The following is a 23108-nucleotide window of genomic DNA, read 5'->3' as shown; positions in this document are numbered from 1 at the left end:
CAACTGCGTTAGTCCGCTAAAAACAGCGGGCCCATTGGCGGTTTTGGAAGGTCAAAACGTTCTGGATAATCAACTGAAACCAGATACAAACCTTCCGCTTTTGCCGTTGCTGCTGCAAGCGTTCTGTCCTTCGCTGCCAGCAGTTCTGCAATCCAGCTCTCCGGCTGGTGTCCGGCGCCCACTTCCATCAGGCTGCCAACAATATTCCGCACCATATGATGTACAAAGGCATTTGCTTTGATATCCACCACCACATACGCGCCATAACGGCTGACGTTTATGTGCATCACGTTTCGCCACGGCGTGCGCGACTGGCACTGCACCGCGCGAAACGAGGTAAAGTCATTTTCACCAATCAGCGATTGCGCAGCGCGCTGCATACGTTCCGCATCCAGCGGCGCGTAAAAGTGCGTCACACCTTGCCCAAGTATCGCCGGGCGAAGGCGCTGATTGTAGATGATGTAGCGATAGCGACGCGCCGTGGCGCTGAAACGCGCGTGAAAATCATCCGGCACATCTTTCACCCAGCGCACAGCGATGTCACCAGGTAAATTCGCATTTACGCCTAGCGTCCATGCAGCGTCTTTACGCACCGACGTGGTTTCAAAATGCACAACCTGGCCGGTACCGTGCACGCCTGCATCAGTACGACCCGCGCAATAGACAGCGATCGGATGATTCGCCACCTGAGAGAGCGCTTTTTCCAGTTTTTCCTGAACACTGCGCACTTCATTTTGACGCTGCCAGCCATAGTATTTACTGCCATCGTACTCAATTCCAAGGGCAATTCTATGAACCGGCTTGAGTTCCACTTCTGACATCAGTACAGATACTCCTGCACCAGTTTCTCGGCGATTTTGACGGCCATTAGCGCGCCACCAAAACGGACGTTATCGGCAACCGACCAGAACTGTACTTCACCTGGCACACCGTAGTTATTACGCACGCAGGCGACGGAAAGATGCGCGCTGCCGGTGGCATCCCCCACCTGGGTCGGGAAATCCGTTTCATCGCTCAGGGAGATATCATCGCAGCGTTCAAACGCTTCGCGGGCTTCATCGGCGGCCAGTGGGCGCAGCGCTTCAAAGCTCACCATCTGCGCATGACCGTAAAATACGGGGGACTGTACGCAACTGACGGAAACCATCAGGCCTTCGTCCTGCATCACTTTCCGCGTCTCTTCGACGATACGGCGTTCTTCGCGCACGCTACCTTCGCGATCCGGCAGAATTGGCATCATGTTGAACGCCAGTTGACGACCAAAGAAATCATCTTCGTCAACCGGGATACCGTTCAGGAGTTTCGCGCTCTGCCCTGCCAGCGCGTCGACGGCTTTTTTCCCGCGCGCGGAGACAGAAAGCAGGTTGGTCACTGAAATACGCGATAAACCGCCATCGTCGATCAACGGTTTAAGCGCCGTCAGAAGCTGGCTGGTCAGGCTATCCGGTACGGCGATAATATTGCGATTACGGTAATCTGCCAGCACAAACGGGTTAACGTCCGGCACGACCAATGGGACGTCAGGCTCAAGCGCAAAATGGCCGCTCAAATCGATAACTAAACAACCTGCGTTGGCGGCTTCGTCGGCGTAAGCGGCTGATGCCTCAGCGCCCGCGGCAAAGAACGCCAGTTGGGCCTGCGACCAGTCAAACTGTGCGACATCCTGAACGCGCACCGTTTTTCCTTCATAGCGCAGCCCTTCGCCCGCGCTTTCTGCGCGCGCCAGTGCAAAAATTTCTCCCACCGGGAATTGACGCTCCGCAAGTGTTTCGAGCAGGGCTTCGCCCACAGCGCCAGTGGCACCCAGTACGGCAATATTCCAGCCTTCAGACATGGTGGTGTACTCCAGAAATGAATTAGCGTCCCCGCCAGATTATCCGGCAGGGAGCATTAAGAAGACATTAACGCGCCGGGTTATGTACGGCGTTAAAACCTAAGTTATTCAATAACGCTGCCGCATCGGCATCGTCACAAATCACATACAAAGAAGACCATTCGCGGCGCTCAAGATAGTGCTTGCGCAGCTTGTCAAACTCACCCGGAATTCCTGCTACTTTTCGCAACAGCGCGTCATCGCGGCGCACATCATACACTAAATGCACCAGCCTTTTTAGCGAAGACGCGTCGAGTGGGCCATGGAGCGTAATACGGCCAAATTCCGGCGCGGGCAGCAGCGTATCCAGCGCCACCTGCTGTGGATTGCCAATAAACGCGCTATAGGCCTCAAAGACCTGCGTTGTGCCGCGTGCTTTCCCTTCCAGCGTGTAGCCCGCGATGTGTGCGGTTGCCACGTCAACGCGATTCAGCAGCGCCACGTTGAGATCCGGTTCTGGCTCCCAGACATCCAGCACAACGCTGAGATTTTGCCCCTCTTCCAGACATTTCAGCAATGCTGCATTATCCACAACCGGGCCACGGCAGGCATTTATCAGAATAGCGCCAGGCTTAAGGCGACGAATCAGCGTCTCATCGGCCAGATGGAACGTTTTGTATGGGCCGTCTTTAAACAGCGGCGTATGGAAGGTGATCACATCCGCCTGCTCGACCAGTTCATCAAGGGTGACAAAATGGCCTTCATCACCGCGATCGGCGCGCGGCGGATCGCACAGCAGCGTGCGAATCCCCAATGCCTCGAGACGTTTTTGCAGACGGCCGCCCACGTTACCGACACCGACAATGCCCACGGTGCGGTCCTGAAGCGCAAAGCCATCACGCTCACCCAGCATCAATAACGATGAGAAAACGTATTCCACAACCGCAATCGCGTTACAGCCAGGCGCTGCCGAAAATCCAATACCGGCTTTGGCGAGCCAGGCATCATCCACATGGTCGGTACCCGCCGTTGCGGTACCCACAAACTTGATGCCTTTTCCGGCCAGCAGCGTCTCATTCACTTTGGTCACGGAGCGCACCATCAGGGCATCCGCATCGTCGAGTTCAGCAACGGGAATAGGACGACCAGGAACAGCTTTGACGTCGCCCAGGCGGCTGAATAGCGCCTGAGCGTAAGGCATATTTTCGTCAACGAGGATTTTCACGTCTGAGTACCTGTTTGAGAGGAAGTTAACCGGGCAAGTGTGCCATAATCTCGCCCCCAGGCATACACGTACAGGTAGCCTGGATTACGGTGAGTAACGACTTTAAGGATTTATGACGATGCAGCCCATTTCAGGTACGCCGCCGCGCCCTCCAGGTGATGGCCCGGGAGTTCCCTCCGCCGCTGGTGAACAACCGCTTTCTACGCTGCAGCGCACCGTGCTGGAGCGTCTGATCGTCCGTCTTGTTGCCCTCACTTCGCAACAGAGTGCGGAAGTATGGGCTGGGGTCAAACACGAGCTCGGACTGAAAAACGATGCGCCGTTGTTGTCGCGTCACTTTCCAGCGGCGGAACAAAACCTGAATACGCGTCTGAACACCGCGCAACAAAATCACACAACGCGCCAGACAATCTCGCAGCTCACCGAGCTGTTAGGTCAGGGTAACAATCGCCAGGCGGTGAGTGATTTTATCCGCCAGCAATTTGGCCAGACGGCGCTGAGTCAACTGACGCCGGATCAGCTAAAAACCGTGCTGACGCTGCTGCAAAATAATGAAATGTCGATTCCGCAGCCGCAAACGCGCCCGGCGACAGAACGCTCGCTCTTGCCCGCCGAGCACAACACGCTCAAGCAGATGGTGACTAAACTCGCCGCTGCGACCGGAGAACCCACGAAGCTCATCTGGCAATCCATGCTGGAACTTTCTGGCGTAAAGGATGGCGAATTAATCCCAGCCAAACAGTTTACCCATTTGGTGACCTGGCTTCAGGCGCGTCAGACGTTGAGCACGCAAAGCGCGCCAACGCTGCACACCCTACAGGCTGCGCTAAAACAGCCGCTTGAGCCACGGGAATTTGAAGCGATACGTGATTACGCGCAACAAAACTGGCAGGTGACGCCGCAGGCGGTACTGACGACCGCGCAGGTGCAGGATCTCCTCAACCAGATTTTTGTCCGCCGCGCTGAGCGCGAATCGGGTGTGCCAGAAGCCCGTAATATCCAGCCAATTTACAGCCCGCTGTTTGCGCCCGTGGTGGAAACACTCAAATCAATGTCCGCGCGCCCAGGGCTGATGTTCATTGCCCTGATGATTGCGCTGGCGATCGTGTGGATTGTGATTTAAGCGCAAATGCTCGTGCAGGTGCGAAAAATTCGTTGAAAACGTGCTAAGTGGCATCTGTGCCGAGCGGCATAACACCCAAATACATATACAAAAAGGGAGCCATCTGGCTCCCTTTTTACGTGATGTTTAACGTGATACGGAAAACTTACGCTTTCAGTTTACGCATAACCAGCGTGGCGTTCGTCCCGCCGAAGCCGAAGCTGTTAGACATAACGGTCGTCAGCGTTTGCTCAGTTGGCTTGGTCACGATGTTCAGACCCGCAGCCTTCTCGTCCAGTTCTTCAACGTTGATGCTTGGTGCGATAAAGCCATGTTCCAACATCAGCAGTGAGTAAATGGCTTCCTGAACGCCAGCAGCGCCCAGAGAGTGACCGGTCATCGCTTTGGTGGCGGAAATGGCCGGGCTGTTGTCGCCGAACACTTCACAGATGGCACCCAGCTCTTTCACGTCGCCTACTGGCGTAGACGTCCCGTGGGAGTTCAGGTAATCGATCGGGGTGTCCAGACCTTGCATCGCCATCTTCATGCAGCGCACTGCGCCTTCACCGGATGGAGCGACCATATCTGCGCCATCGGACGTTGCGCCGTAGCCCACGATTTCTGCATAAATGTGCGCGCCACGTGCCAGCGCATGTTCCAGCTCTTCAACGACAACCATACCGCCGCCGCCCGCGATAACGAAACCGTCACGGTGTGCATCATAGGTACGGGACGCTTTTTCTGGCGTTTCGTTATATTTGGTGGACAGTGCGCCCATCGCATCAAACTCACAGGCCATTTCCCAGCCCAGCTCTTCGCCGCCGCCGGCAAAGACGATGTCCTGTTTACCCAGCTGAATTTGTTCAACCGCGTTACCGATGCAGTGTGCTGAAGTCGCACAGGCAGAGCTGATGGAGTAGTTTACGCCGTGAATTTTGAACGGCGTCGCGAGGCACGCGGAAACCGCTGAACCCATCGCTTTGGTCACAACATACGGACCCACTGCTTTCAGGCCACGCGGGCTACGCATAGCGTCAGCACCGAATACCTGCGCTTTTGAAGATCCGCCGGAGCCTGCAATCAGGCCCACGCGTGGGTTGCTCTGATAAACTTCTTCGCTCAGACCAGCATCAGCAATTGCTTCCTGCATGGAGAGATAAGCATAAATAGAGGCATCGTTCATGAAACGAACCACTTTACGGTCAATCAAACCGGTGGTGTCCAGTTTGACGTTACCCCATACGTGGCTACGCATACCTGAATCTTTAAACTCTTCAGAGAAAGTGATCCCAGAGCGTCCTTCACGCAGAGATGCCAGGACTTCCTGCTGGTTGTTACCGATGCTGGAAACAATGCCCAAGCCAGTAATCACTGCACGTTTCATTCAATACCTCTATAAGTCGCACTATTAAAGTTTCGACTGGCACAATAGCGTACACTTGTACGCTGAACAAGTCCGATCAGCCAATTTCTGTGGAAATTTGCACCAGCGGGCTCACATCGTTAAGATCATGCCACTGCCTGTCAGACGAGTAACTTACGTGAAACAAAACGTCGTACAACCCGCTAACCTTGAGTTCAACGCTGAGGGTACACCTGTTTCCCGAGATTTCGACGATGTCTATTTCTCTAATGATAACGGGCTGGAAGAGACCCGTTATGTTTTTCTGGATGGAAACCACCTCAACGCGCGCTTTCCCCTCCATAACCGCAGCCAATTTGTCGTGGCGGAGAGCGGTTTTGGCACCGGTTTAAACTTCCTCACCCTTTGGCAGGCGTTTGAGCAGTTCCGTGCTGACCATCCCGAAGCTACGCTACAAAGATTACATTTCATCAGTTTTGAGAAATATCCCCTCACCGGTCACGATCTCAAACTGGCGCATCAGCATTGGCCAGAACTGGCTCAGTGGGCAGAACAGCTACAGACGCAGTGGCCGTTGCCGATCGGCGGATGTCACCGCCTGTTACTGGATGAAGGCAGAGTCACGCTCGATTTATGGTTCGGCGATATCAATGAACTGACCGACCAACTCGACGACTCACTCAATCAACAGGTCGACGCCTGGTTTCTTGATGGGTTTGCTCCGTCCAAAAATCCGGATATGTGGAGCGAGCAGTTATTCGCTGCAATGGCGCGCCTGGCTCGCCCCGGTGCAACCCTGGCAACATTTACCTGCGCCGGATTTGTTCGTCGTGGCTTGCAGGACGCCGGTTTTACCATGCAAAAATGCAAAGGTTTTGGCCGCAAACGCGAAATGCTCACGGGCGTCATGGCGCAGGACAATGCCCCAAGCCCGCGCGCGCCCTGGTTTACCCGCAGCGGCATTGAAAAACGTGAAACGGCGATTATTGGCGGCGGCATCGCCAGTGCCCTGCTCGCCTTTGCATTACTTCAGCGCGGCTGGCGGGTGACGCTCTACTGTGCCGACAACTCACCGGCAAATGGCGCCTCCGGCAACCGTCAGGGCGCGTTGTATCCGCTTCTGAGTGCTCACGACCCGGCGATCAGCCAGTTTTTCCCGGCAGCCTTCACCTTCGCCCGTCGCCTGTATGACGCTCTTCCCGTTACCTATGCGCACGACTGGTGCGGCGTGACGCAGCTCGGCTGGGATGAAAAAAGCCAACAAAAAATAGACCAGATGCTGTCACTGGGTTTACCGGAACAAATCGCAACAGCCGTGGATGCGCAGCAGGTTCTGGAAAACACCGGTGTGCCAACCGGCTGCGGTGGCATTCACTACCCTGAAGGCGGGTGGTTATGCCCGGCGGAACTGACGGCTGCGGTGATAAGTCTGGCGCAGTCTCGCGGCCTGGACGTGCATTACGGTTATCAACTGGAATCCCTAAATCATCAGGAAGGTGACTGGCAGTTACGGTTTAACAATGACGCTGATGCCCGGCACTCAAGCGTTGTGCTGGCTAACGGCCATCGCATTGGCGATTTTTCGCAAACAGAAAAGTTACCCGTTTATCCGGTTGGCGGTCAGGTCAGTCATATTCCCACGACTCAACAGCTCGAAAAACTCCGTCAGGTGCTCTGTTATGACGGCTATTTAACACCGCAAAACCCAGCAAATGGCCATCATTGCATAGGCGCCAGCTATCATCGCGGCCAGACAGAAATGGAGTACAGCGAAGCCGATCAGCAGCAAAATCGCCAGCGTTTAGTGGATTGTTTCCCGAACGCCGAATGGGCAAAAGAGGTGGATGTCTCTGATTCAGATGCCCGCTGCGGCGTGCGGTGTGCGACGCGGGATCACTTGCCGATGGTCGGGAACGTGCCGGATTACGAATCGACGCTGACGCAATATCAGGATCTTGCTGAGCACAACGAAACCGTAGTCACTGCGCCGGTATATCCAGGCCTCTTTATGCTGGGTGCGCTGGGATCGCGCGGGCTGTGTACCGCCCCGCTGCTGGCAGAAATCCTGGCATCACAGATGAGCGAAGAGCCGATTCCGATGGACAGTACGACGCTTGCGGGTCTGAGTCCGAATCGTTTGTGGGTGCGGAAATTGCTGAAAGGGAAAGCGGTGAAATAAGACGTGGTCTGAACCCTCTTCTGGAAGAGGGTTCTCACAAGGGCAGAAAATTTACTGCAACTTTGCCTGTTCAAACAGATTATCCCACATATCCAGTACCAAAGACTGGTCGCGTGGAGAAAGCTCGCCTGCCTGAATGGCTTTTTCAAGACCACGCCCCACGGCAGCGTGAACGGCTTCAGGCGAGTGATCGTCGCCCGCTTCCAGCTCCGCTACGGCAAGCGTCAGGTGACCACGCAGATAACCGCTGGCAAACAGTTCATCGTCACTGGCGTGCTCTACCATGCCATCAATTAGCGCCAGAATGCGTGATTCAAATTCTGCGATCATCTTCTTTCCTCAGTTAAATATCTTCCGGCCATGGGAAGTGTTCCGCCTTTAATTCCGGCGTGTGGTAGTAATCCTGCAATGCTTTGATGAAACGCGCTGGACGTTCCGGGATGCCTTTCTCAAGATATTCCATCACCTGCGCATGAACGCGGCGCTGGAAGGTAATTCTATCTGGCTCACAATCGCCTTCGAGATTGTCACAGCTGACGTTAAACGGAAAACCTGCCGCCACGCAGAACAGCCAGTCGAACGCCTGGGGTTTGACTTCCACATCTTCAAACTGCCCCTGCGTCGCCGCATCGCGCCCGTCCGGGCAGTACCAATAACCAAAGTCTACCAGCTCGCGACGCGCTTTCCCGGCAATACACCAGTGGGAAATTTCATGCAACCCGCTGGCATAAAAGCCGTGCGCAAACACAATCCGGTTGTACGGCACGTCGGCATCAGCAGGAAGATAGATCGGTTCGTCGTCGCCTTTAATCAGACGGGTATTAAAATCATCAGCGAAACAGCCGTCAAAAATTTCAATCAGCTGTTCATAATTATGTGTACTGTTCATTAGTTCATCCCCAACCAGTGGAGGATCTCCTGTCCGTGGCTGTCATAAAGAAGTTTGGCGCTCATCACCGCCGAAACAATAACAATCATGGGACGAATGAGTTTCTGCCCTTTGCTTAATACCAGACGAGAGCCCACGCGCGCGCCTAAAAACTGCCCCACCATCATCACAAAACCGGTTGCCCAGATAACTTTGCCACCGATAATAAACAGCAGCAGGCCGCCGAGATTAGAGGTCGCATTCAGCACTTTGGCATGCGCGGTGGATTTGGCGAGATTAAAACCAGCAAGCGTAACAAACGCCAGCGCATAGAACGAACCCGCGCCAGGACCAAAAAATCCGTCGTAAAAACCGACGCAACCGCCAGCAATCAGGGCGAACGGCAAACCGTGCAAACGACGCTGTCGGTCTTCTTCGCCAAGCTTTGGCATCAGCAAAAAATAGAGACCAATACAGATAACCAGAATCGGTAAAATTTGGCGCAGAATATCGGACTGGACGTGCTGAACCAGCAGCGCGCCTGACGTTGAGCCGATAAACGTCATCAAAATATTGAGCTTCTGATCGGCAAGGCTAACGACTTTGCGACGAATAAAATAAATTGAGGCCGAAAGAGAGCCGCCACAGGCCTGGAGTTTATTGGTTGCCAGCGCCTGCGCAGGGCTCATGCCCACGGCCAATAGCGCGGGAACCGTTAATAATCCCCCGCCCCCCGCCAGCGCATCAATAAAACCGGCCAGCATGGCGACAAAAAAAAGCACCGCCAGCAACAGCGGTGACACCATGAAAAGATCGACGAAGTTATCCATTACAGTACATGCTCATCCAGTAGCGCCTGGCAGGAAGGCGGCAGCGGAGGCGGTGTCTTCTTCTCAGGCTGAGTGGTTCCAGGTTTGGCAGGTTCAAACCAACTTTGTAGTTCAGCGCCACAGCCGTCGCCAGGCGGAGGTAATGGCTGGTCTTCGCACTCAAGGCTGTTCGCCGGGCAACGTAAGCGGACATGCATGTGCGCGCGATGCTGGAACCACGGACGAACTTTGCTTAACCAGTCGCGATCCGTTCCGGCATCCAGACAGAGCTGCTGTTTGATTGCCGGATTGACGAAAATACGCGTCACATCGTTATCTTTTGCGGCCACTTTAATCAAACTGAACACATCGGGCGTCCACAGTGACGGCACAACATTTTTGCCGTCACGCGCGACCAAATCCAGCGCCTGAGGTTTAAGCAACTGTGCTGAACTCCAGCGTGTTTTTGGCAATTGCAGGAAAATATCGACATCAAGTCCCGACTGGTGGCTGGCGTGTCCGCCATTAAAGCGACCGCCCGCGGGCATACCCATATCGCCAATCAGCATCGTCCCCAACCCCAGATTGTGAACCCGATTCCCCAGACGCTGGATAAAAGTCACCAGATCAGGATGACCAAAGTAACGGCGCTGATCGGTTCGCATCACCTGATAGGTGTCGGACTGCAACGGCAATTCCTGCGCACCTACTATACATCCGTTGGAAAACGCGCCGATCGACTGCGCGCTGCCCGCCACCGGATGGGTGATTTTTTGCCACGGAGTGGCTGCCAGACTGGCTCCACTGGCAAGCAGTGCCAGCAGAGCAATTGCGGTTTTTTTCATGGTTACCAGCGTGGAAGAGGGGGAATCACATCCGCGTTCTGCGCGCGCTGGCGCAGGAAATGATCCATCAGCACGATCGCCAGCATCGCTTCAGCAATCGGCACCGCGCGGATACCCACGCAAGGATCGTGACGGCCTTTGGTGATCATTTCAACTTCTTCGCCCGCGCGATTAATCGTGTGACCAGGCACCGTGATGCTGGAAGTCGGCTTCAGTGCGATATTGGCCACAATCTGTTGGCCGCTGCTGATACCGCCCAAAATACCGCCCGCATGATTGCTCTGGAAACCTTGCGCGGTGATTTCGTCGCGATTCTGGCTGCCGCGTAGCGCAACGACCTCAAAACCGTCGCCAATCTCTACACCTTTCACAGCGTTAATGCTCATCATCGCGTGCGCGATATCAGCATCCAGACGGTCAAATACCGGTTCGCCTAAGCCTGGCGGCACGCCATCAGCGACAACGGTGACTTTTGCGCCAATGGAGTCGCCCTCTTTTTTCAGGGCGCGCATCAGTTCGTCCAGCGCATCGATTTTGTCCGCATCGGCACAGAAGAACGGGTTCTGTTCAACCAGATCCCAGTCTTTGATGGCCAGCGGAATATCGCCCATTTGGGTCAGACAACCGCGGATCACAATGCCAAACTTCTGCGCCAGATATTTTTTCGCAATCGCACCTGCGGCAACGCGCATCGCGGTTTCGCGCGCAGACGAACGACCGCCTCCGCGATAATCACGAAAACCAAATTTTTGCTCGTAGGTGTAATCAGCATGACCTGGGCGGAAAACATCTTTAATCGCGCCGTAATCCTGAGAACGCTGGTCGGTATTTTCAATCAGCAGGCCGATACTGGTGCCCGTAGTGCGCCCTTCAAAGACGCCGGAGAGGATTTTGACCTGGTCTGGCTCGCGACGCTGCGTGGTGTAACGCGAGGTGCCCGGACGGCGACGGTCAAGGTCGTGTTGTAAATCGGCTTCGGTCAGTTCGATGCCCGGCGGTACGCCGTCTACGATGCACCCGAGCGCCAGACCGTGCGACTCACCAAACGTGGTCACGCGGAATAATTGTCCAATACTGTTTCCTGCCATCACGGCTCCGTTATCGTTGTTCTCTGTTTGAGCAGGTGAAACGGGCCGAAGCCCGCAAGATTAATCTTTATAGATGCTGAAGTATTCACGCGCGGCGATAAGCTGCGCTTTGGTCAGCATGAAGACGCCTTCGCCACCGTTGTCGAACTCGAGCCAGGTGAAAGGCACCTCCGGGTACTGCTCCATCAGATGTACCATGCTGTTACCGACTTCACAAATCAGAATGCCGTCATCGGTCAGATAATCCGGCGCGCAGGCCAGAATGCGGCGCGTCAGCTTCAGGCCGTCTGTACCGGATGCCAGGCCGAGTTCGGGTTCATGGCGATATTCATTCGGCAGATCGGACATATCTTCCGCATCCACATACGGCGGATTGGTCACAATCAGATCGTATTGCAGCTTCGGCAAATCGCGAAACAGATCGGAGCGGATCGGCGTCACATGATGAATTAAACCGTGCTCTTCGATGTTGTGTTCAGTGACGGCCAGCGCGTCAGTCGAGATGTCCACCGCATCGACTTCTGCTTCCGGGTAAGCGTAGGCGCACGCGATCGCAATACATCCGCTACCGGTACACATATCCAGAATATGCTCCGGTTGATGGTCCATCAGACCCGCAAAATGATTGTTGATCAGCTCGCCAATCGGTGAACGCGGCACCAGCACGCGTTCATCGACATAAAATTCGTGGCCGCAGAACCAGGCTTTGTTGGTCAGATACGCGACCGGAATGCGTTCGTTCACACGACGGATCACACGCTCAACGATACGGTGTTTTTCGCTGGAGGTCAGGCGCGCAGTGCGCATGTCTTCGGGGATATCCAACGGCAGATAAAGCGACGGCAGTACGAGCTGCACAGCCTCATCCCACGGGTTATCCGTGCCGTGACCGTACCAGATATTAGCGGCGCTGAAGCGGCTAACGGACCAGCGCAACATGTCCTGAATGGTATGCAGTTCGTTTACTGCTTCATCGACAAAAATTTTATCCATTATTCTCTCCAGGGCATGCTTGCATAATTTTCGGCGGCTAGTTTGCCATGAAGACGGCGATAAATCAGCATTGTCGCGACGCGAGACAGGTGAAAAAATGCGTTTTGCTTGCGCCTCCCTCAGGTAAACTAAGGGAAATAAGAGATGAGACCCAAGAATGAAAAAGAAAACATCGCTTAGCGAGGAGGATCAGTCGCTGTTTCGCCAGCTTATGAGCGGGACGCGTCAAATCGCGCAGGACACCATTGTTCATCGTCCGATCCGTAAAAAAATCACCGAAGTGCCGGTTAAACGGATGCTTCAGGAACAGGCCGATAACAGCCACTATTTTTCAGATGAATTCCAGCCGCTGCTCAACACACAGGGCCCGGTAAAATATGTGCGCGAAGACGTCAGCCATTTTGAGCTGAAAAAATTACGTCGTGGGGATTATTCGCCGGAGCTGTTTCTTGATCTGCATGGCCTGACGCAGATGCAGGCGAAACAGGAGCTCGGGGCATTGATTGCGGCATGCCGTCGCGAACACGTTTTTTGCACCTGTGTTATGCACGGGCACGGCAAACATATTCTTAAACAACAAACGCCACTGTGGCTGGCTCAGCACCCACACGTGATGGCTTTTCATCAGGCACCGAAAGAGTACGGCGGAGATGCCGCATTGCTGGTGTTGATTGAAATTGAAGAGTGGCAGCCGCCTGAGCTGCCCTGACAGAGTGGCGGGTAATACTATTTACCCGCCAGATCGCACGTCACGTCAGATAGCTTTTGCCATCTTCAAATTGCACGGACTCATTTGCCAGTTGAACACCCCTTTGCCGCTTTCGTCGAGCGTGACGTTAGCAATGGCCGAGGTGGTAAACATCGGAGGCGTTTCGCCAGGGCACAGTTCAGCAACTAAATAGCCGACCAGTGGCAGGTGGGAAATGACCAGCACAGACGCGACGCCTTCATGACTCAATGTCTGAAGATAACCGCTCACCAGACCGATATCGCCGCAAGGTGTGAGTTCAGGAAGCACGTCCACGTTTTTAGGCAGGTTCATACATTCGCCTACCACGTCTAGCGTCTGTTCAGCACGCAAGAATGGGCTCACCAGAACACGATCAATGTCCACTTTTTGACCCTTGAGCCAGGTGGCCATTAGACGAGATTCGTCACAGCCGCAGGTTGTCAAAGGACGAACAGAGTCACTGGCGGCATCGAGTGCCGCGTCGCCGTGACGCATGATAAAAACTTGCATATTGCACCGCTTTTGTTGACCAGGATCACCGGCGTTGACTACCCGCGAATACAGCAAAAAGGCAGAAAACCCGATGGCCGGGCATTGTGCCTGATCCATTCGATGAATGAAACGCTGTTTTTTACCTTAATGGCGTAAGTATAGTCAATATCTGTTTACAAATTAGACAATGGCTATCCCATTCACCCCAGGATCTACTCTATTTTGACCCTAATTTATTGGGTCAGTTTCCTGTGCTGGCCAAAAACGCAGCTTATTTTCTGCCATCTGTTTTAATGCCTCGCAGGGTGTAAATCGAGAGCCATAAAGTGATGCCAGACGCTGCAATGTCGCCACAACTTCACCCGCGCCCAGACTATCCATATAGCGGAACGGGCCGCCAAGAAAAGGCGGAAAACCAATGCCAAATACGGCGCCAATGTCACCGTCGCGCGCGTTTTTAATCACATTTTCATCAAAGCAACGCGCCGCTTCGTTAAGCATCATCATGACGCAGCGTTCAGCGCACTGTTGCGCGGTAAGCTTGCCCTGGCCACTGGCATTGATAAGCCCATAAACCGAGGGGTCAACCTGTTTCTTGCTTTTACGCCCTTTTGCTGCGTAAAGATAGAAACCCCGACCATTTTTTCTGCCTTTGCGATCGTCATTCAAAATCGCTGAAACAATATTCGCAGGGGGACTAAAGCGCTCGCCATAAGCCGCTTCAAGCACAGGTATAATTTTAGTGCCTGTATCAATTCCGACCTCATCCAAAAGTTGGATTGGCCCAACCGGGAACCCAAACTTCACCAACGCGTCATCAACATTTTCGACTTTTTCGCCTTCGGTCAGCAGCCGCATTGCTTCATTGATATAGGGTGCAAGAATACGATTGACGTAAAATCCCGCTTTATCTGCCACGACTATCGGCGTTTTCCCTTGCCGCTTAGCGAGCTTAACGACCGTTGCTACGGTTTGTGGGCTGGTCGACGCATGAGGGATCACTTCAACAAGCGGCATTTTTTCTACCGGGCTGAAGAAGTGCAAACCAATCACCTGTTCTGGTCGCGCCGCATTTGCCGCGATATCGCCTATTGGCAAAGATGACGTATTTGATGCAAAAATCGTATGTGGCGCGCAGTGCTGCTCAACGTCCGCCACCATCTGTTGCTTTAGTTTCAGATCTTCAAACACTGCCTCAATGACCACGTCACGGTGTTTGAAACCGCTAAAGTCTGTGGTGCCTGAAATCAGCGCCAGTTCTCGGTCTCGCTCGCTGGCTTTGATATGGCGGCGTTTTACCTTTTGATCAAGCAGCTGCCAGCTATATTGCAGCGCATGGTTGATGCCTTTCGCATTAATGTCTTTGATACGAACGGGCAATTTGCCTTTACTGGCGGTCACAAAAGAGATGCCTCCGCCCATTAATCCGCCGCCCAAAACGCCAATGGCATTTAGCGGACCAGGAGCAGCCTCGCTGCCGGGATCTTTTTTGACATCCGTGCTGGCAAAAAAGATGCTTCGCAGGGCCTGCGATTGAGGCGTCATTGCTAATTCGCCAAAGGCTTTGGCTTCTGCGGCGTAACCGCTGCTGCTTCCCTGTGATAGCCCCGTTTCGATAACGTCTAAAATACGTTTCGTCGCCGGGTAGTTGCCTTTGGTTTTTTGTTCGGTTTTCTTGCCAACCGCATTAAACAGCAGCGCGCGGCCAAGCGGCCCCGCCAGGATACGCTCCCGCACGGGCAAATGACGGCTTGCCTGCCGCTCCTTTTGCGCCAGTTCAACGGCCGCCGTCAGAAGAATAGAATGAGGAACCACTTCGTCGACCAGGCCGACTTTTAGGGCCTGCCGTGGGCGGAGCTGTTTGCCGGTGAGAATCATTTCCAGCGCAGTGCTGACACCCACCAGCCGTGGTAATCGTTGCGTTCCGCCAGAGCCTGGCAACAACCCAAGCTGCACTTCCGGCAGACCAAGAACGGTTTTTGCATCATCCGTACAAATGCGGCTATGGCAGGCCAGCGCTAATTCCAGCCCGCCGCCAAGGCAGGCGCCATGGATCGCGGCGATCGTCGGGATTAGTAAACTATGGATCTCCGCCATGATTTGCTGCCCTTGCCGGGCAAGCTCTTCAGCCTCTTGCACACTGTTAGCGCGGGCAATCATGTTGATATCCGCACCCGCGATAAAGTTGTCAGATTTGGCGGAAATGAAGATCAGCCCACGGATATTTTTGTTGTCGCGGACCTGCTTCAAAATGCTGCGTACCTGAACGCCAAATTCGGCTTTCAGGGTATTCATTTTCTCGCCCGGGACATCGATAGTGACAACCGCGATGTTGTCCAGACGCACGTTAAGTGTAAATGCGGAAGTCGTTTCCATTATTCAGCCTCCAGAACCATCGCTGCGCCCAAACCACCCGCTGCACACGCGGTAACCAGACCAAACCCTCCCCCGCGACGGCGAAGCTCGTGCAGGGTTTGCGTAATCATTCGAGCACCGGTGGCCGCAAAGGGGTGCCCATAGGCAATCGAGCCGCCAAGAACGTTAAATTTGCTCTCATCGACCTCGCCCGTGGCGTGTGCCCGTCCAAGGACATCGCGAGCAAAGCGTTCGCTGCCCAGCAATTGCAGATTCGCCAGAGTTTGCGCGGCAAAGGCTTCGTGCATATCGATGAGTGTTAAATCCGATAGCGCTAATCCGGCACGCTCCAGTGCCAGCGGTGTCGACCATGCTGGCCCCAACAGCATATCCTGCCACACGTCGATGGCGGTAAACGCATAGCTGCGCAGATACCCAAGTGGAACCAGACCCAGCTCTTTCGCCCGTGATTCGGTCATCAGGATAACCGCCGCCGCGCCGTCGGTCAGCGGGGTGCTGTTTGCCGCCGTGACGGTGCCATGTTTACGATCGAATGCCGGACGTAATTTTGCATAATCCGCCAGCGTTGAGGTGCCGCGAATATTATTATCTTCGGTGAGCGGTTCGCGAAATGGCGGGATATACGCCGTCATCACTTCGTCCCTGAGCTTGCCTTCTGACCAGGCCTGCGCAGCGCGCTGATGTGAACGATGCGCCAGGGCATCTTGCTGTTCGCGCGTGATACCGTACGTTTTTGCCATTTGCTCGGCGGTGTCGCCCATGCGCAGGCCCGTCGAATATTCCGCGACGGCAGGAGGAACAGGTGCGAGATCGCGTAAACGTAGTTGAGAGAAAAGTTTGAGGCGTTGCCCCATTGTGCGCGCTTTATTGACGTCCACCAGCACACGCGCCAGTTTCTTGCTGACGCCAATAGGCAAAACGGAAGAAGAGTCGGCGCCACCCGCAATACCGGCGCGAATGGTTCCCGTCATTAGACTTTCAGCGACGTTTGCCACCGCCTGAAAGCTGGTCGCACACGCGCGGCTGACGCTATACGCGTCGGTATGCACATTCATACCGGTGCCCAGCACAATTTCACGAGCGATATTCGGTGCTTCAGGCATCTGAACAACCTGGCCAAAAACCAGTTGCTCAATGACGTCAGGGGATATTTCGCTGCGAGCCAGCATCTCCCCCACCACCATTTTGCCCAAATCGACAGCCGGTATTCCATGAAATGCCGTCGCCTGGCGTGCAAATGGCGTACGCAATCCGCTGACAATGGCGATGCGATCGCCCTGGCGGGTGATAAGCGGTAATGCCTGACTCATAACACTCCCCTGTTAATGACAAAACGCATAAAGTGGTCTGACCTGATAACAGTCTTAACCATTTTTTTACATTCAGCCAATCAGGGAAACGAAAAAATGCGAGCTAAAACACAGAGAAGAAAAAGAAAACGCCCCTGAAGAACAGAGGCGTAAAAGACGGGATTAACGTAAGCCGAGCTGGAAAATCAATGTTTCTGCTTCGCAAGCAAAAATGAAATCGATATCCAGTTTCACACCACCTTCAACTTCGGTGAGCGTGGATTTGATTTCGCAAGGATCGGACTCCACGTCGCGAGCGCGCTTAGTCAATGCACTCAGCGTTTCTTCGGCGTCCGCACGTTTGCTAAACACGCGGCTGTAAGACGCGGTGCAATCCGTATTGTCCATGATGGTACCGACATCCATACAGCAGCAAACCGGGGTTTCATCAGCACTGCATTTACTCATAGCTCAAGTTCCTCTGGATTCGCGCACGGCGCGAGATAAACACGTTGTCGATATTTTACGCCCGAGCCGGTGGTCTCTCCAGTCGTTAATGGCGCAAAAGGCGATAAGTGAGCGATATCACACTAAAAAATGATCTAACGCAAAAATCACCCTTTTCAATGAGTGCGACGGGTCGCATTTTTGCCACGCAGATCCCGTTTCGATAAACATCTTTGAAAAACTTAATAAACAAACTTGCAACATTCCATCTGGTCAGACCTATACTCTCGCCACTGGTCTGATTTCTAAGTGTTACCACAGACCCTACACTCCGCGCTCCTGTTACTACGTGTAACAATTATTGAATAAAAAAAACTCAATGAGGTTATGGTCATGAGCCAGAAAACCCTGTTCAAAAAGACTGCGCTGGCAGTCGCAGTGGCAATCGTATCAACGTCCGCCTGGTCAGCGGGCTTCCAGCTCAACGAATTTTCTTCCTCTGGCCTTGGCCGTGCCTATTCTGGGGAAGGCGCAATTGCCGATGATGCAGGCAACGTGAGCCGTAACCCGGCGCTGATCACGATGTTTGATCGCCCAACCTTCTCTATAGGTGCGGTTTATATCGATCCTGATGTAAACGTCACTGGAAAATCTAGCCTGACAGGGCAAAGCGCGAATCAGGACAATATTGCTCCGGTAGCCTGGGTGCCTAACATGCACTTCGTGATGCCCATTAACGATCAGTTTGGCTGGGGTGCATCGGTCACGTCAAACTATGGTCTGGCAACCGAATTCAATGACAGCTATGGCGCAGGTATTTACGGCGGCAAAACCGATCTGACGACGATGAACCTGAACCTGAGCGGTGCATATCGTCTGGACAGTAACTGGAGCTTCGGCCTTGGCTTTGATGCCGTTTATGCCAAAGCGAAAATCGAACGCTACGCGGGCGATTTGGGTCCATTACTGGCTTCCCAACTCCCTCCTCCGTACAGGGATGGTATTAGCTCACCGAGCGACCAAATTGCATACCTGAAGGGTGACGAGTGGGGCTTTGGCTGGAATGCCGGCATTCTGTATGAGCTGGATAAAAACAACCGCTGGGGTCTGACTTACCGTTCAGAAGTTAAAATCGACTTCGAAGGCGACTATAAGAGCTCCATTAACCCGGCGCTTAACAGTATTTTCGCCAACATGGGGATGACTTCCCTGCCAACCGGTACCGGCGGAAGAACACAGAACGGTGCGCTTACTCTGAATCTGCCTGAAATGTGGGAAGTGTCCGGTTATAACCGCGTCGCGCCACAGTGGGCCGTTCACTATAGCCTGACTTACACCAGCTGGAGCCAGTTCCAGGAACTGAAAGCGACGGGCGACAACGGCCAGACGCTGTTCCAGAAAGACGAAAACTTCAAAGATGCTTATCGTATCGCGCTGGGTACAACCTACTACTACGATAAGAACTGGACCTTCCGTACGGGTATCGCGTTCGATGACAGCCCGGTGCCGGCCGACAAACGTTCTATCTCAATTCCGGATCAGGACCGCTTCTGGCTGAGCGCAGGTATGACTTATGCCTTCAACGACGATGCTTCTGTTGATGTGGGTGCATCCTACATGCATGGTCAGAACGTCAGCTTCACCGAGGGTGAAGGTGTGTCTGCGTACGAATTCAAATCTGCAGGTAAAGCGTGGCTGTTCGGTACTAACTTCAACTACGCGTTCTAATTCCGCAATCATTAAAAAAGGTGAGCATTTGCTCACCTTTTTTTATTTATTCCGCATCAATCTCGGACAGTTCGTTTTCGATAGCTTTCGCATTCGGGTTATCTTCCGGCTTCAGCTTGCCACCGCTGGCAATGAAATCATGATTCTGGAAGTAAGCTTCACGCACCATGATATAAGGATCGGAAGACTGGCGCAGCAGGCCGTCAGAATCCAACAATTGCGCGCGCGTTTCGATACCTTCGACCGTCCATTTCCCAATCGACAGCGGCCACGTCAGCCATGACAGAACCGGATAAAGCGTATCAACCATATCGCCACCGTCATCACGAACGGTAAAGCTACCGTAGAATGGCAAATGCATATACGGGCCATAGCCGACGCCATAACTTCCGAGCGTACTACCAAAGCGGTGCGGCTGTTCACGTTGCAGTTTCTGGTTAGACATCCCAGCTACATCGATAAAGCCGCCCATACCCAACAGGGTGTTCAGGAAGAAGCGAGTAAAATGCACCATCCCCTGATACGGATCGCCTTGCAGGAAGAAGTTCACCATCACTGCGGGCTCTTCCAGGTTACTGGTGAAATTGCTCAGCCCATTGCGCGCAGGTTGTGGAACATAGTCGCGCCATGCCACAGCCACCGGACGAACCAGATACGGGTCCAGCACGTTGTAGTTGAAGCTATACATGGAGCGGTTGAATCCTTCTAAAGGATCGGAGCGCCCCGTTTGCTCGCCTGAGCTGGCGCAGCCCACAAGCAGGCTTGTGCCCAGCGCAAGCGCCGACAGCCGAAGTTTCATTTATTTCTCCCTGTTAAGTATGGCTATCGTAGATTGCCATCCGTAACGGAGCGCATGACGCTCCTCTATAAACATGCAAGTGATTGTAACAGCACGTTTCTGGATGTCCACGCACACAATGCCGGGTGATGATCGCTCACGCCCTGATCACAGCATAGCCTGACTTTGCCATTTCATTTGATGGCGATTTTAGCGTGTGACACAACGTGATGTATCGCGTTTGTTGCCATTACCAGAAAATAAGAGCATCCCGACGGGCAACATCCGAAAAAACGCTACGATTATAGGGATGATAACGAAGCGAGACACTTTCTATGGACGATCTAAAAGAAGAAAAAATCGATAAACATTCGGATGAGCTTGAAGTTGAAAGCGAAGAAAAGCAGCGTGGTAAAAAAATAGAAGTCGATGAAGATCGCCTTCCCTCACGAGCCATGGCTATTCACGAGCATATCCGCCAGGACGGCGAGAAAGAGCTTGAACGTGATGCCATGGCCCTGCTGTGGTCTGCGATTGCAGCAGGATTGTCGATGGGCGCATCGCTGCTGGCGAAAGGTATTTTCCACGTACAGCTAGAAGGTGTTCCCGGTGGTTTCTTGATTGAGAGCCTGGGTTATACCTTTGGATTTGTCATCGTCATAATGGCGCGCCAACAGCTGTTTACTGAAAATACAGTGACCGCGGTTCTGCCGGTGATGCAAAGTCCGACGTGGGGAAATTTTGGCCTTTTAATGCGCCTGTGGGGCGTTGTGTTACTGGGGAATCTTATTGGCACAGGAGTGGCTGCGTGGGCCTTCGAGTATATGCCCATTTTTGATGAGCCGACGCGCGACGCGTTCGTCAAAATTGGTACGGACGTCATGAAGAACACGCCTCTTGAGATGTTCTCCAACGCCATTATCTCCGGTTGGATTATTGCCACCATGGTCTGGATGTTCCCGTCTGCGGGATCCGCAAAAATTGTCGTTATTATCCTGATGACATGGCTTATTGCACTGGCCGATACGACGCATATTGTGGTGGGAACGGTTGAAGTGTTGTACCTGGTATTCAATGGGACGCAGCACTGGACAGACTTTTTCTGGCCCTTCGCGCTGCCGACTTTGGCAGGAAATATCTGCGGCGGGACCTTCATTTTCGCCCTCTTAAGCCATGCTCAAATTCGCAATGACATGTCGAATAAACGTAAGGCGGAGTTAAAGGAAAAAGAAAAAGCTCGGCAAAACAATGACGAAAGTCCAAAAAAAACGGATTAAATGGCGACTCTTTGAGCAGTCAAGCGGCATTGAGCTTAACGCATAGCGTAAATAACGCTATACTCGTGCCGCTTCGTCCCCTTAGTTAAATGGATATAACGAGCCCCTCCTAAGGGCTAGTTGCAGGTTCGATTCCTGCAGGGGACACCATTGAGACTTCTCGTTATATCTACCAAATCCCACTTAGCCTGAAATCAGCCGTTACTCCTCTTTTCTCGACTTAGCAATCTCAACGAGTCCAACCCCTGTTGAACGTTATTTACTCCGTGTTCAAAAAATTATCCTCTTCCACCCGAGTAAAAACCTAAATGTCTTTGAACCTGTGCCTGAGACAACGGCATCCGGTCATTCTTGTTATCGGCCTGGTAAGCCGCCGCTGCGTTTGTGAAATTACTGTTTAGGGTAACGAGGCTGCTGACGCAATACATCCCCTGTGCTGGCTTTTATGTTGCCGGTAGCGGTGACAGAAATGCAGCAAGCCAAATCTGTAAAAGATCAGGCCGGTGTAACACCCGCCCTTCAACCATGAACTCGGTAATGTATGGCTGACGAGATTTCAGCCAGTAGACTGGTAGCGTTATTTTATTCACATTGATCTTTGCGCGATCCGAAATGGGCTGCGGCTCTATTCCGTTGCTATAATTGCCCATCAAAACACGTTTCAGAGGCAATTCAGACTTTTTCTGTGCGCCGCTTGTATGCAAAAAACTGGATTGTGAAGCGAGCCTGATAAAATAACAGAAAAGACAATCTCAAAACGATAAATAAAGACAATCAAGCGAAAATCCGGGAAATAAACATTGAGCCTTAATGACTATATTTACCGTCAAGAATACATAATCATTTCCGATTACAATTCATCTTAACGTGACAGATGCATTCGAGAAGGTACATCCCTCCCGGAAATGCAGCTCCGTGCAAGTTTTACGGACAGTAAACTGCGCACCAAACTTGTATCTCTTTGAGTTATCTATACAATGTTATCTCTGCTGGGCATCACCAGACCACCACCTCGCGTGTACCTCGTCAACAACGCCGCTGATTCAATCATGCTGACGGCAATTCCAGTACTGTTCCTCGCAATATCATCCTCAATGGAGACACCTTGAAAATTTTACTCTTACTCAGCCTCATCACCCTCATAAGCTCACCGTCGTTTGCCGCCACTGCTATTCGGCTCTCCTGTTCTTTACGGAGCAGTGTGACCATTTCTCACTTTAAATATCAGCTCAGCACCATGAAATGGGCCGATCGCTTTCAAATTGCCTCAGGTGTTAACCATGCCCGCACAAAAAATAACACGCCTTATGTGGTGACTCACTTCAGGAATGGCGATGACCTTGTGATTTTTGAGGACACCCAACAGTATTTTTTACTGTACGCGAATAGCGATACGCCCGACCGTTGTTATTTGAAAGACACTTACACCTACGATATTTTAGATCTTCCCCGCTTTCATCAAGTAAAATCGGCTGCACGCTGATTTCGTGAAGCCTGTTGAATCATGTTAATCAGCAGGCTATACAGCACTCTTCATAAAACATCAAACAGCAGTCTATCTGAACGTGGCGACGAATTATCACCACAAAACAGACATTCATCGTTTTGCTGTCAAAATATCACTCTGTAAATGGTGTTCACCGATGAAGCGAGAAACCCTTTCACGTAATGCGGGCCGATAATAGAGCCAGATGACTCTTTGACGA

22 protein-coding genes and 1 tRNA gene are annotated in these 23108 nt (G+C 52.9%); 7 read left to right on the top strand and 16 right to left on the bottom strand.

The window, feature by feature from the left end; all coding sequences use genetic code 11:
- Positions 1-8: 8 nt before the first annotated feature.
- The 3 genes from truA to pdxB all read right to left on the bottom strand — a co-directional run bounded on the left by truA (position 9) and on the right by pdxB (position 3038).
- Entirely contained in the window at positions 9-821 is an 813-nt protein-coding gene (gene truA / locus AC0LWE_RS11915) for a tRNA pseudouridine(38-40) synthase TruA (RefSeq protein WP_059179347.1), read from the bottom strand.
- Positions 821-1834, bottom strand: a complete 1014-nt coding sequence (locus AC0LWE_RS11910) for an aspartate-semialdehyde dehydrogenase (RefSeq protein WP_059179348.1) — start codon at positions 1832-1834, stop codon at positions 821-823. Before AC0LWE_RS11910 ends, truA begins: the two co-directional genes overlap by 1 nt.
- A 67-nt stretch (positions 1835-1901) precedes the next feature.
- Entirely contained in the window at positions 1902-3038 is a 1137-nt protein-coding gene (gene pdxB, locus AC0LWE_RS11905) for a 4-phosphoerythronate dehydrogenase PdxB (RefSeq protein ID WP_219347525.1), read from the bottom strand.
- Positions 3039-3156: 118 nt separating this feature from the next.
- Here pdxB and flk point away from each other — a divergent pair, with 118 nt between their 5' ends.
- Positions 3157-4161 carry a flagella biosynthesis regulator Flk gene (gene flk / locus AC0LWE_RS11900; protein WP_202667439.1) on the top strand — a complete coding sequence of 335 codons (1005 nt, stop codon included), beginning with the start codon at positions 3157-3159 and terminating at the stop codon, positions 4159-4161.
- Positions 4162-4306: 145 nt separating this feature from the next.
- On the opposite strand, the gene fabB is transcribed toward flk, so the two are convergent.
- Positions 4307-5524 (bottom strand): beta-ketoacyl-ACP synthase I, encoded by a 1218-nt coding sequence (gene fabB, locus AC0LWE_RS11895; RefSeq protein WP_059179351.1) that lies wholly within the window; start codon positions 5522-5524, stop codon positions 4307-4309.
- A gap of 157 nt (positions 5525-5681) precedes the next feature.
- On the opposite strand from fabB, the gene mnmC reads away from it, so the two are divergent.
- On the top strand, positions 5682-7682 hold the full coding sequence (gene mnmC, locus AC0LWE_RS11890; protein WP_219347524.1) for a bifunctional tRNA (5-methylaminomethyl-2-thiouridine)(34)-methyltransferase MnmC2/FAD-dependent 5-carboxymethylaminomethyl-2-thiouridine(34) oxidoreductase MnmC1: 2001 nt from the start codon (positions 5682-5684) through the stop codon (positions 7680-7682).
- A gap of 51 nt (positions 7683-7733) precedes the next feature.
- Here mnmC and AC0LWE_RS11885 read toward each other — a convergent pair whose 3' ends face one another.
- From AC0LWE_RS11885 to prmB, 6 genes are read right to left on the bottom strand one after another with little or no spacing between them, the layout of a single operon-like run.
- Positions 7734-8012, bottom strand: a complete 279-nt coding sequence (locus AC0LWE_RS11885; protein WP_131489078.1) for a YfcL family protein — start codon at positions 8010-8012, stop codon at positions 7734-7736.
- A 13-nt stretch (positions 8013-8025) separates the two neighbouring features.
- Positions 8026-8571, bottom strand: coding sequence for an elongation factor P hydroxylase (locus tag AC0LWE_RS11880; RefSeq protein WP_131489076.1), 546 nt, complete (start codon positions 8569-8571; stop codon positions 8026-8028).
- A complete protein-coding gene (locus AC0LWE_RS11875; RefSeq protein ID WP_059179355.1) occupies positions 8571-9380 on the bottom strand; it encodes a sulfite exporter TauE/SafE family protein in 810 nt (269 codons plus the stop codon). Before AC0LWE_RS11875 ends, AC0LWE_RS11880 begins: the two co-directional genes overlap by 1 nt.
- Positions 9380-10204 (bottom strand): penicillin-insensitive murein endopeptidase, encoded by an 825-nt coding sequence (gene mepA / locus AC0LWE_RS11870; protein WP_202667437.1) that lies wholly within the window; start codon positions 10202-10204, stop codon positions 9380-9382. Before mepA ends, AC0LWE_RS11875 begins: the two co-directional genes overlap by 1 nt.
- A 2-nt stretch (positions 10205-10206) precedes the next feature.
- On the bottom strand, positions 10207-11292 hold the full coding sequence (aroC, locus tag AC0LWE_RS11865; protein WP_059179357.1) for a chorismate synthase: 1086 nt from the start codon (positions 11290-11292) through the stop codon (positions 10207-10209).
- A gap of 60 nt (positions 11293-11352) precedes the next feature.
- The gene (gene prmB, locus AC0LWE_RS11860; RefSeq protein WP_015959876.1) at positions 11353-12285 is read right to left on the bottom strand and encodes a 50S ribosomal protein L3 N(5)-glutamine methyltransferase; all 933 of its coding nucleotides are present in this window, start codon (positions 12283-12285) and stop codon (positions 11353-11355) included.
- Positions 12286-12442: 157 nt separating this feature from the next.
- On the opposite strand from prmB, the gene smrB reads away from it, so the two are divergent.
- Positions 12443-12994: an endonuclease SmrB gene (smrB, locus tag AC0LWE_RS11855; RefSeq protein ID WP_219347523.1), complete on the top strand. Its 552-nt coding sequence runs from the start codon at positions 12443-12445 to the stop codon at positions 12992-12994.
- A 45-nt stretch (positions 12995-13039) separates the two neighbouring features.
- Here smrB and sixA read toward each other — a convergent pair whose 3' ends face one another.
- The 4 genes from sixA to AC0LWE_RS11835 all read right to left on the bottom strand — a co-directional run bounded on the left by sixA (position 13040) and on the right by AC0LWE_RS11835 (position 17640).
- Positions 13040-13525 (bottom strand): phosphohistidine phosphatase SixA, encoded by a 486-nt coding sequence (gene sixA, locus AC0LWE_RS11850; protein ID WP_131489070.1) that lies wholly within the window; start codon positions 13523-13525, stop codon positions 13040-13042.
- A gap of 210 nt (positions 13526-13735) precedes the next feature.
- Positions 13736-15883 (bottom strand): fatty acid oxidation complex subunit alpha FadJ, encoded by a 2148-nt coding sequence (gene fadJ, locus AC0LWE_RS11845; RefSeq protein WP_202667436.1) that lies wholly within the window; start codon positions 15881-15883, stop codon positions 13736-13738.
- Entirely contained in the window at positions 15883-17193 is a 1311-nt protein-coding gene (gene fadI, locus AC0LWE_RS11840; RefSeq protein WP_202667435.1) for an acetyl-CoA C-acyltransferase FadI, read from the bottom strand. Before fadI ends, fadJ begins: the two co-directional genes overlap by 1 nt.
- 162 nt (positions 17194-17355) lie before the next feature.
- Positions 17356-17640, bottom strand: coding sequence for a YfcZ/YiiS family protein (locus tag AC0LWE_RS11835; RefSeq protein ID WP_015959881.1), 285 nt, complete (start codon positions 17638-17640; stop codon positions 17356-17358).
- 372 nt (positions 17641-18012) lie between these two features.
- Between AC0LWE_RS11835 and fadL the strand changes: the two genes are divergently transcribed.
- Positions 18013-19347, top strand: coding sequence for a long-chain fatty acid transporter FadL (gene fadL / locus AC0LWE_RS11830; protein WP_219347522.1), 1335 nt, complete (start codon positions 18013-18015; stop codon positions 19345-19347).
- Between the two features lie 46 nt (positions 19348-19393).
- Here the strand turns inward: fadL and mlaA are convergent, their stop codons facing one another.
- Positions 19394-20146 carry a phospholipid-binding lipoprotein MlaA gene (gene mlaA, locus AC0LWE_RS11825; RefSeq protein WP_059179363.1) on the bottom strand — a complete coding sequence of 251 codons (753 nt, stop codon included), beginning with the start codon at positions 20144-20146 and terminating at the stop codon, positions 19394-19396.
- 314 nt (positions 20147-20460) lie between these two features.
- Between mlaA and AC0LWE_RS11820 the strand changes: the two genes are divergently transcribed.
- Together AC0LWE_RS11820 and AC0LWE_RS11815 are read left to right on the top strand one after the other, a co-directional pair.
- Positions 20461-21402 carry a formate/nitrite transporter family protein gene (locus AC0LWE_RS11820; protein ID WP_219347521.1) on the top strand — a complete coding sequence of 314 codons (942 nt, stop codon included), beginning with the start codon at positions 20461-20463 and terminating at the stop codon, positions 21400-21402.
- A gap of 75 nt (positions 21403-21477) precedes the next feature.
- Positions 21478-21552 (top strand) — tRNA-Arg (locus tag AC0LWE_RS11815).
- Between the two features lie 293 nt (positions 21553-21845).
- Here the strand turns inward: AC0LWE_RS11815 and AC0LWE_RS11810 are convergent.
- Positions 21846-22052: a hypothetical protein gene (locus AC0LWE_RS11810; protein WP_234592823.1), complete on the bottom strand. Its 207-nt coding sequence runs from the start codon at positions 22050-22052 to the stop codon at positions 21846-21848.
- A 455-nt stretch (positions 22053-22507) separates the two neighbouring features.
- Here AC0LWE_RS11810 and AC0LWE_RS11805 point away from each other — a divergent pair, with 455 nt between their 5' ends.
- The gene (locus tag AC0LWE_RS11805) at positions 22508-22885 is read left to right on the top strand and encodes a hypothetical protein (RefSeq protein WP_234592825.1); all 378 of its coding nucleotides are present in this window, start codon (positions 22508-22510) and stop codon (positions 22883-22885) included.
- Positions 22886-23108: the final 223 nt, after the last annotated feature.

The sequence above is a fragment of the Lelliottia sp. RD5 genome (assembly GCF_056032945.1).
This window is presented reverse-complemented; position numbering and strand designations above follow the sequence as displayed.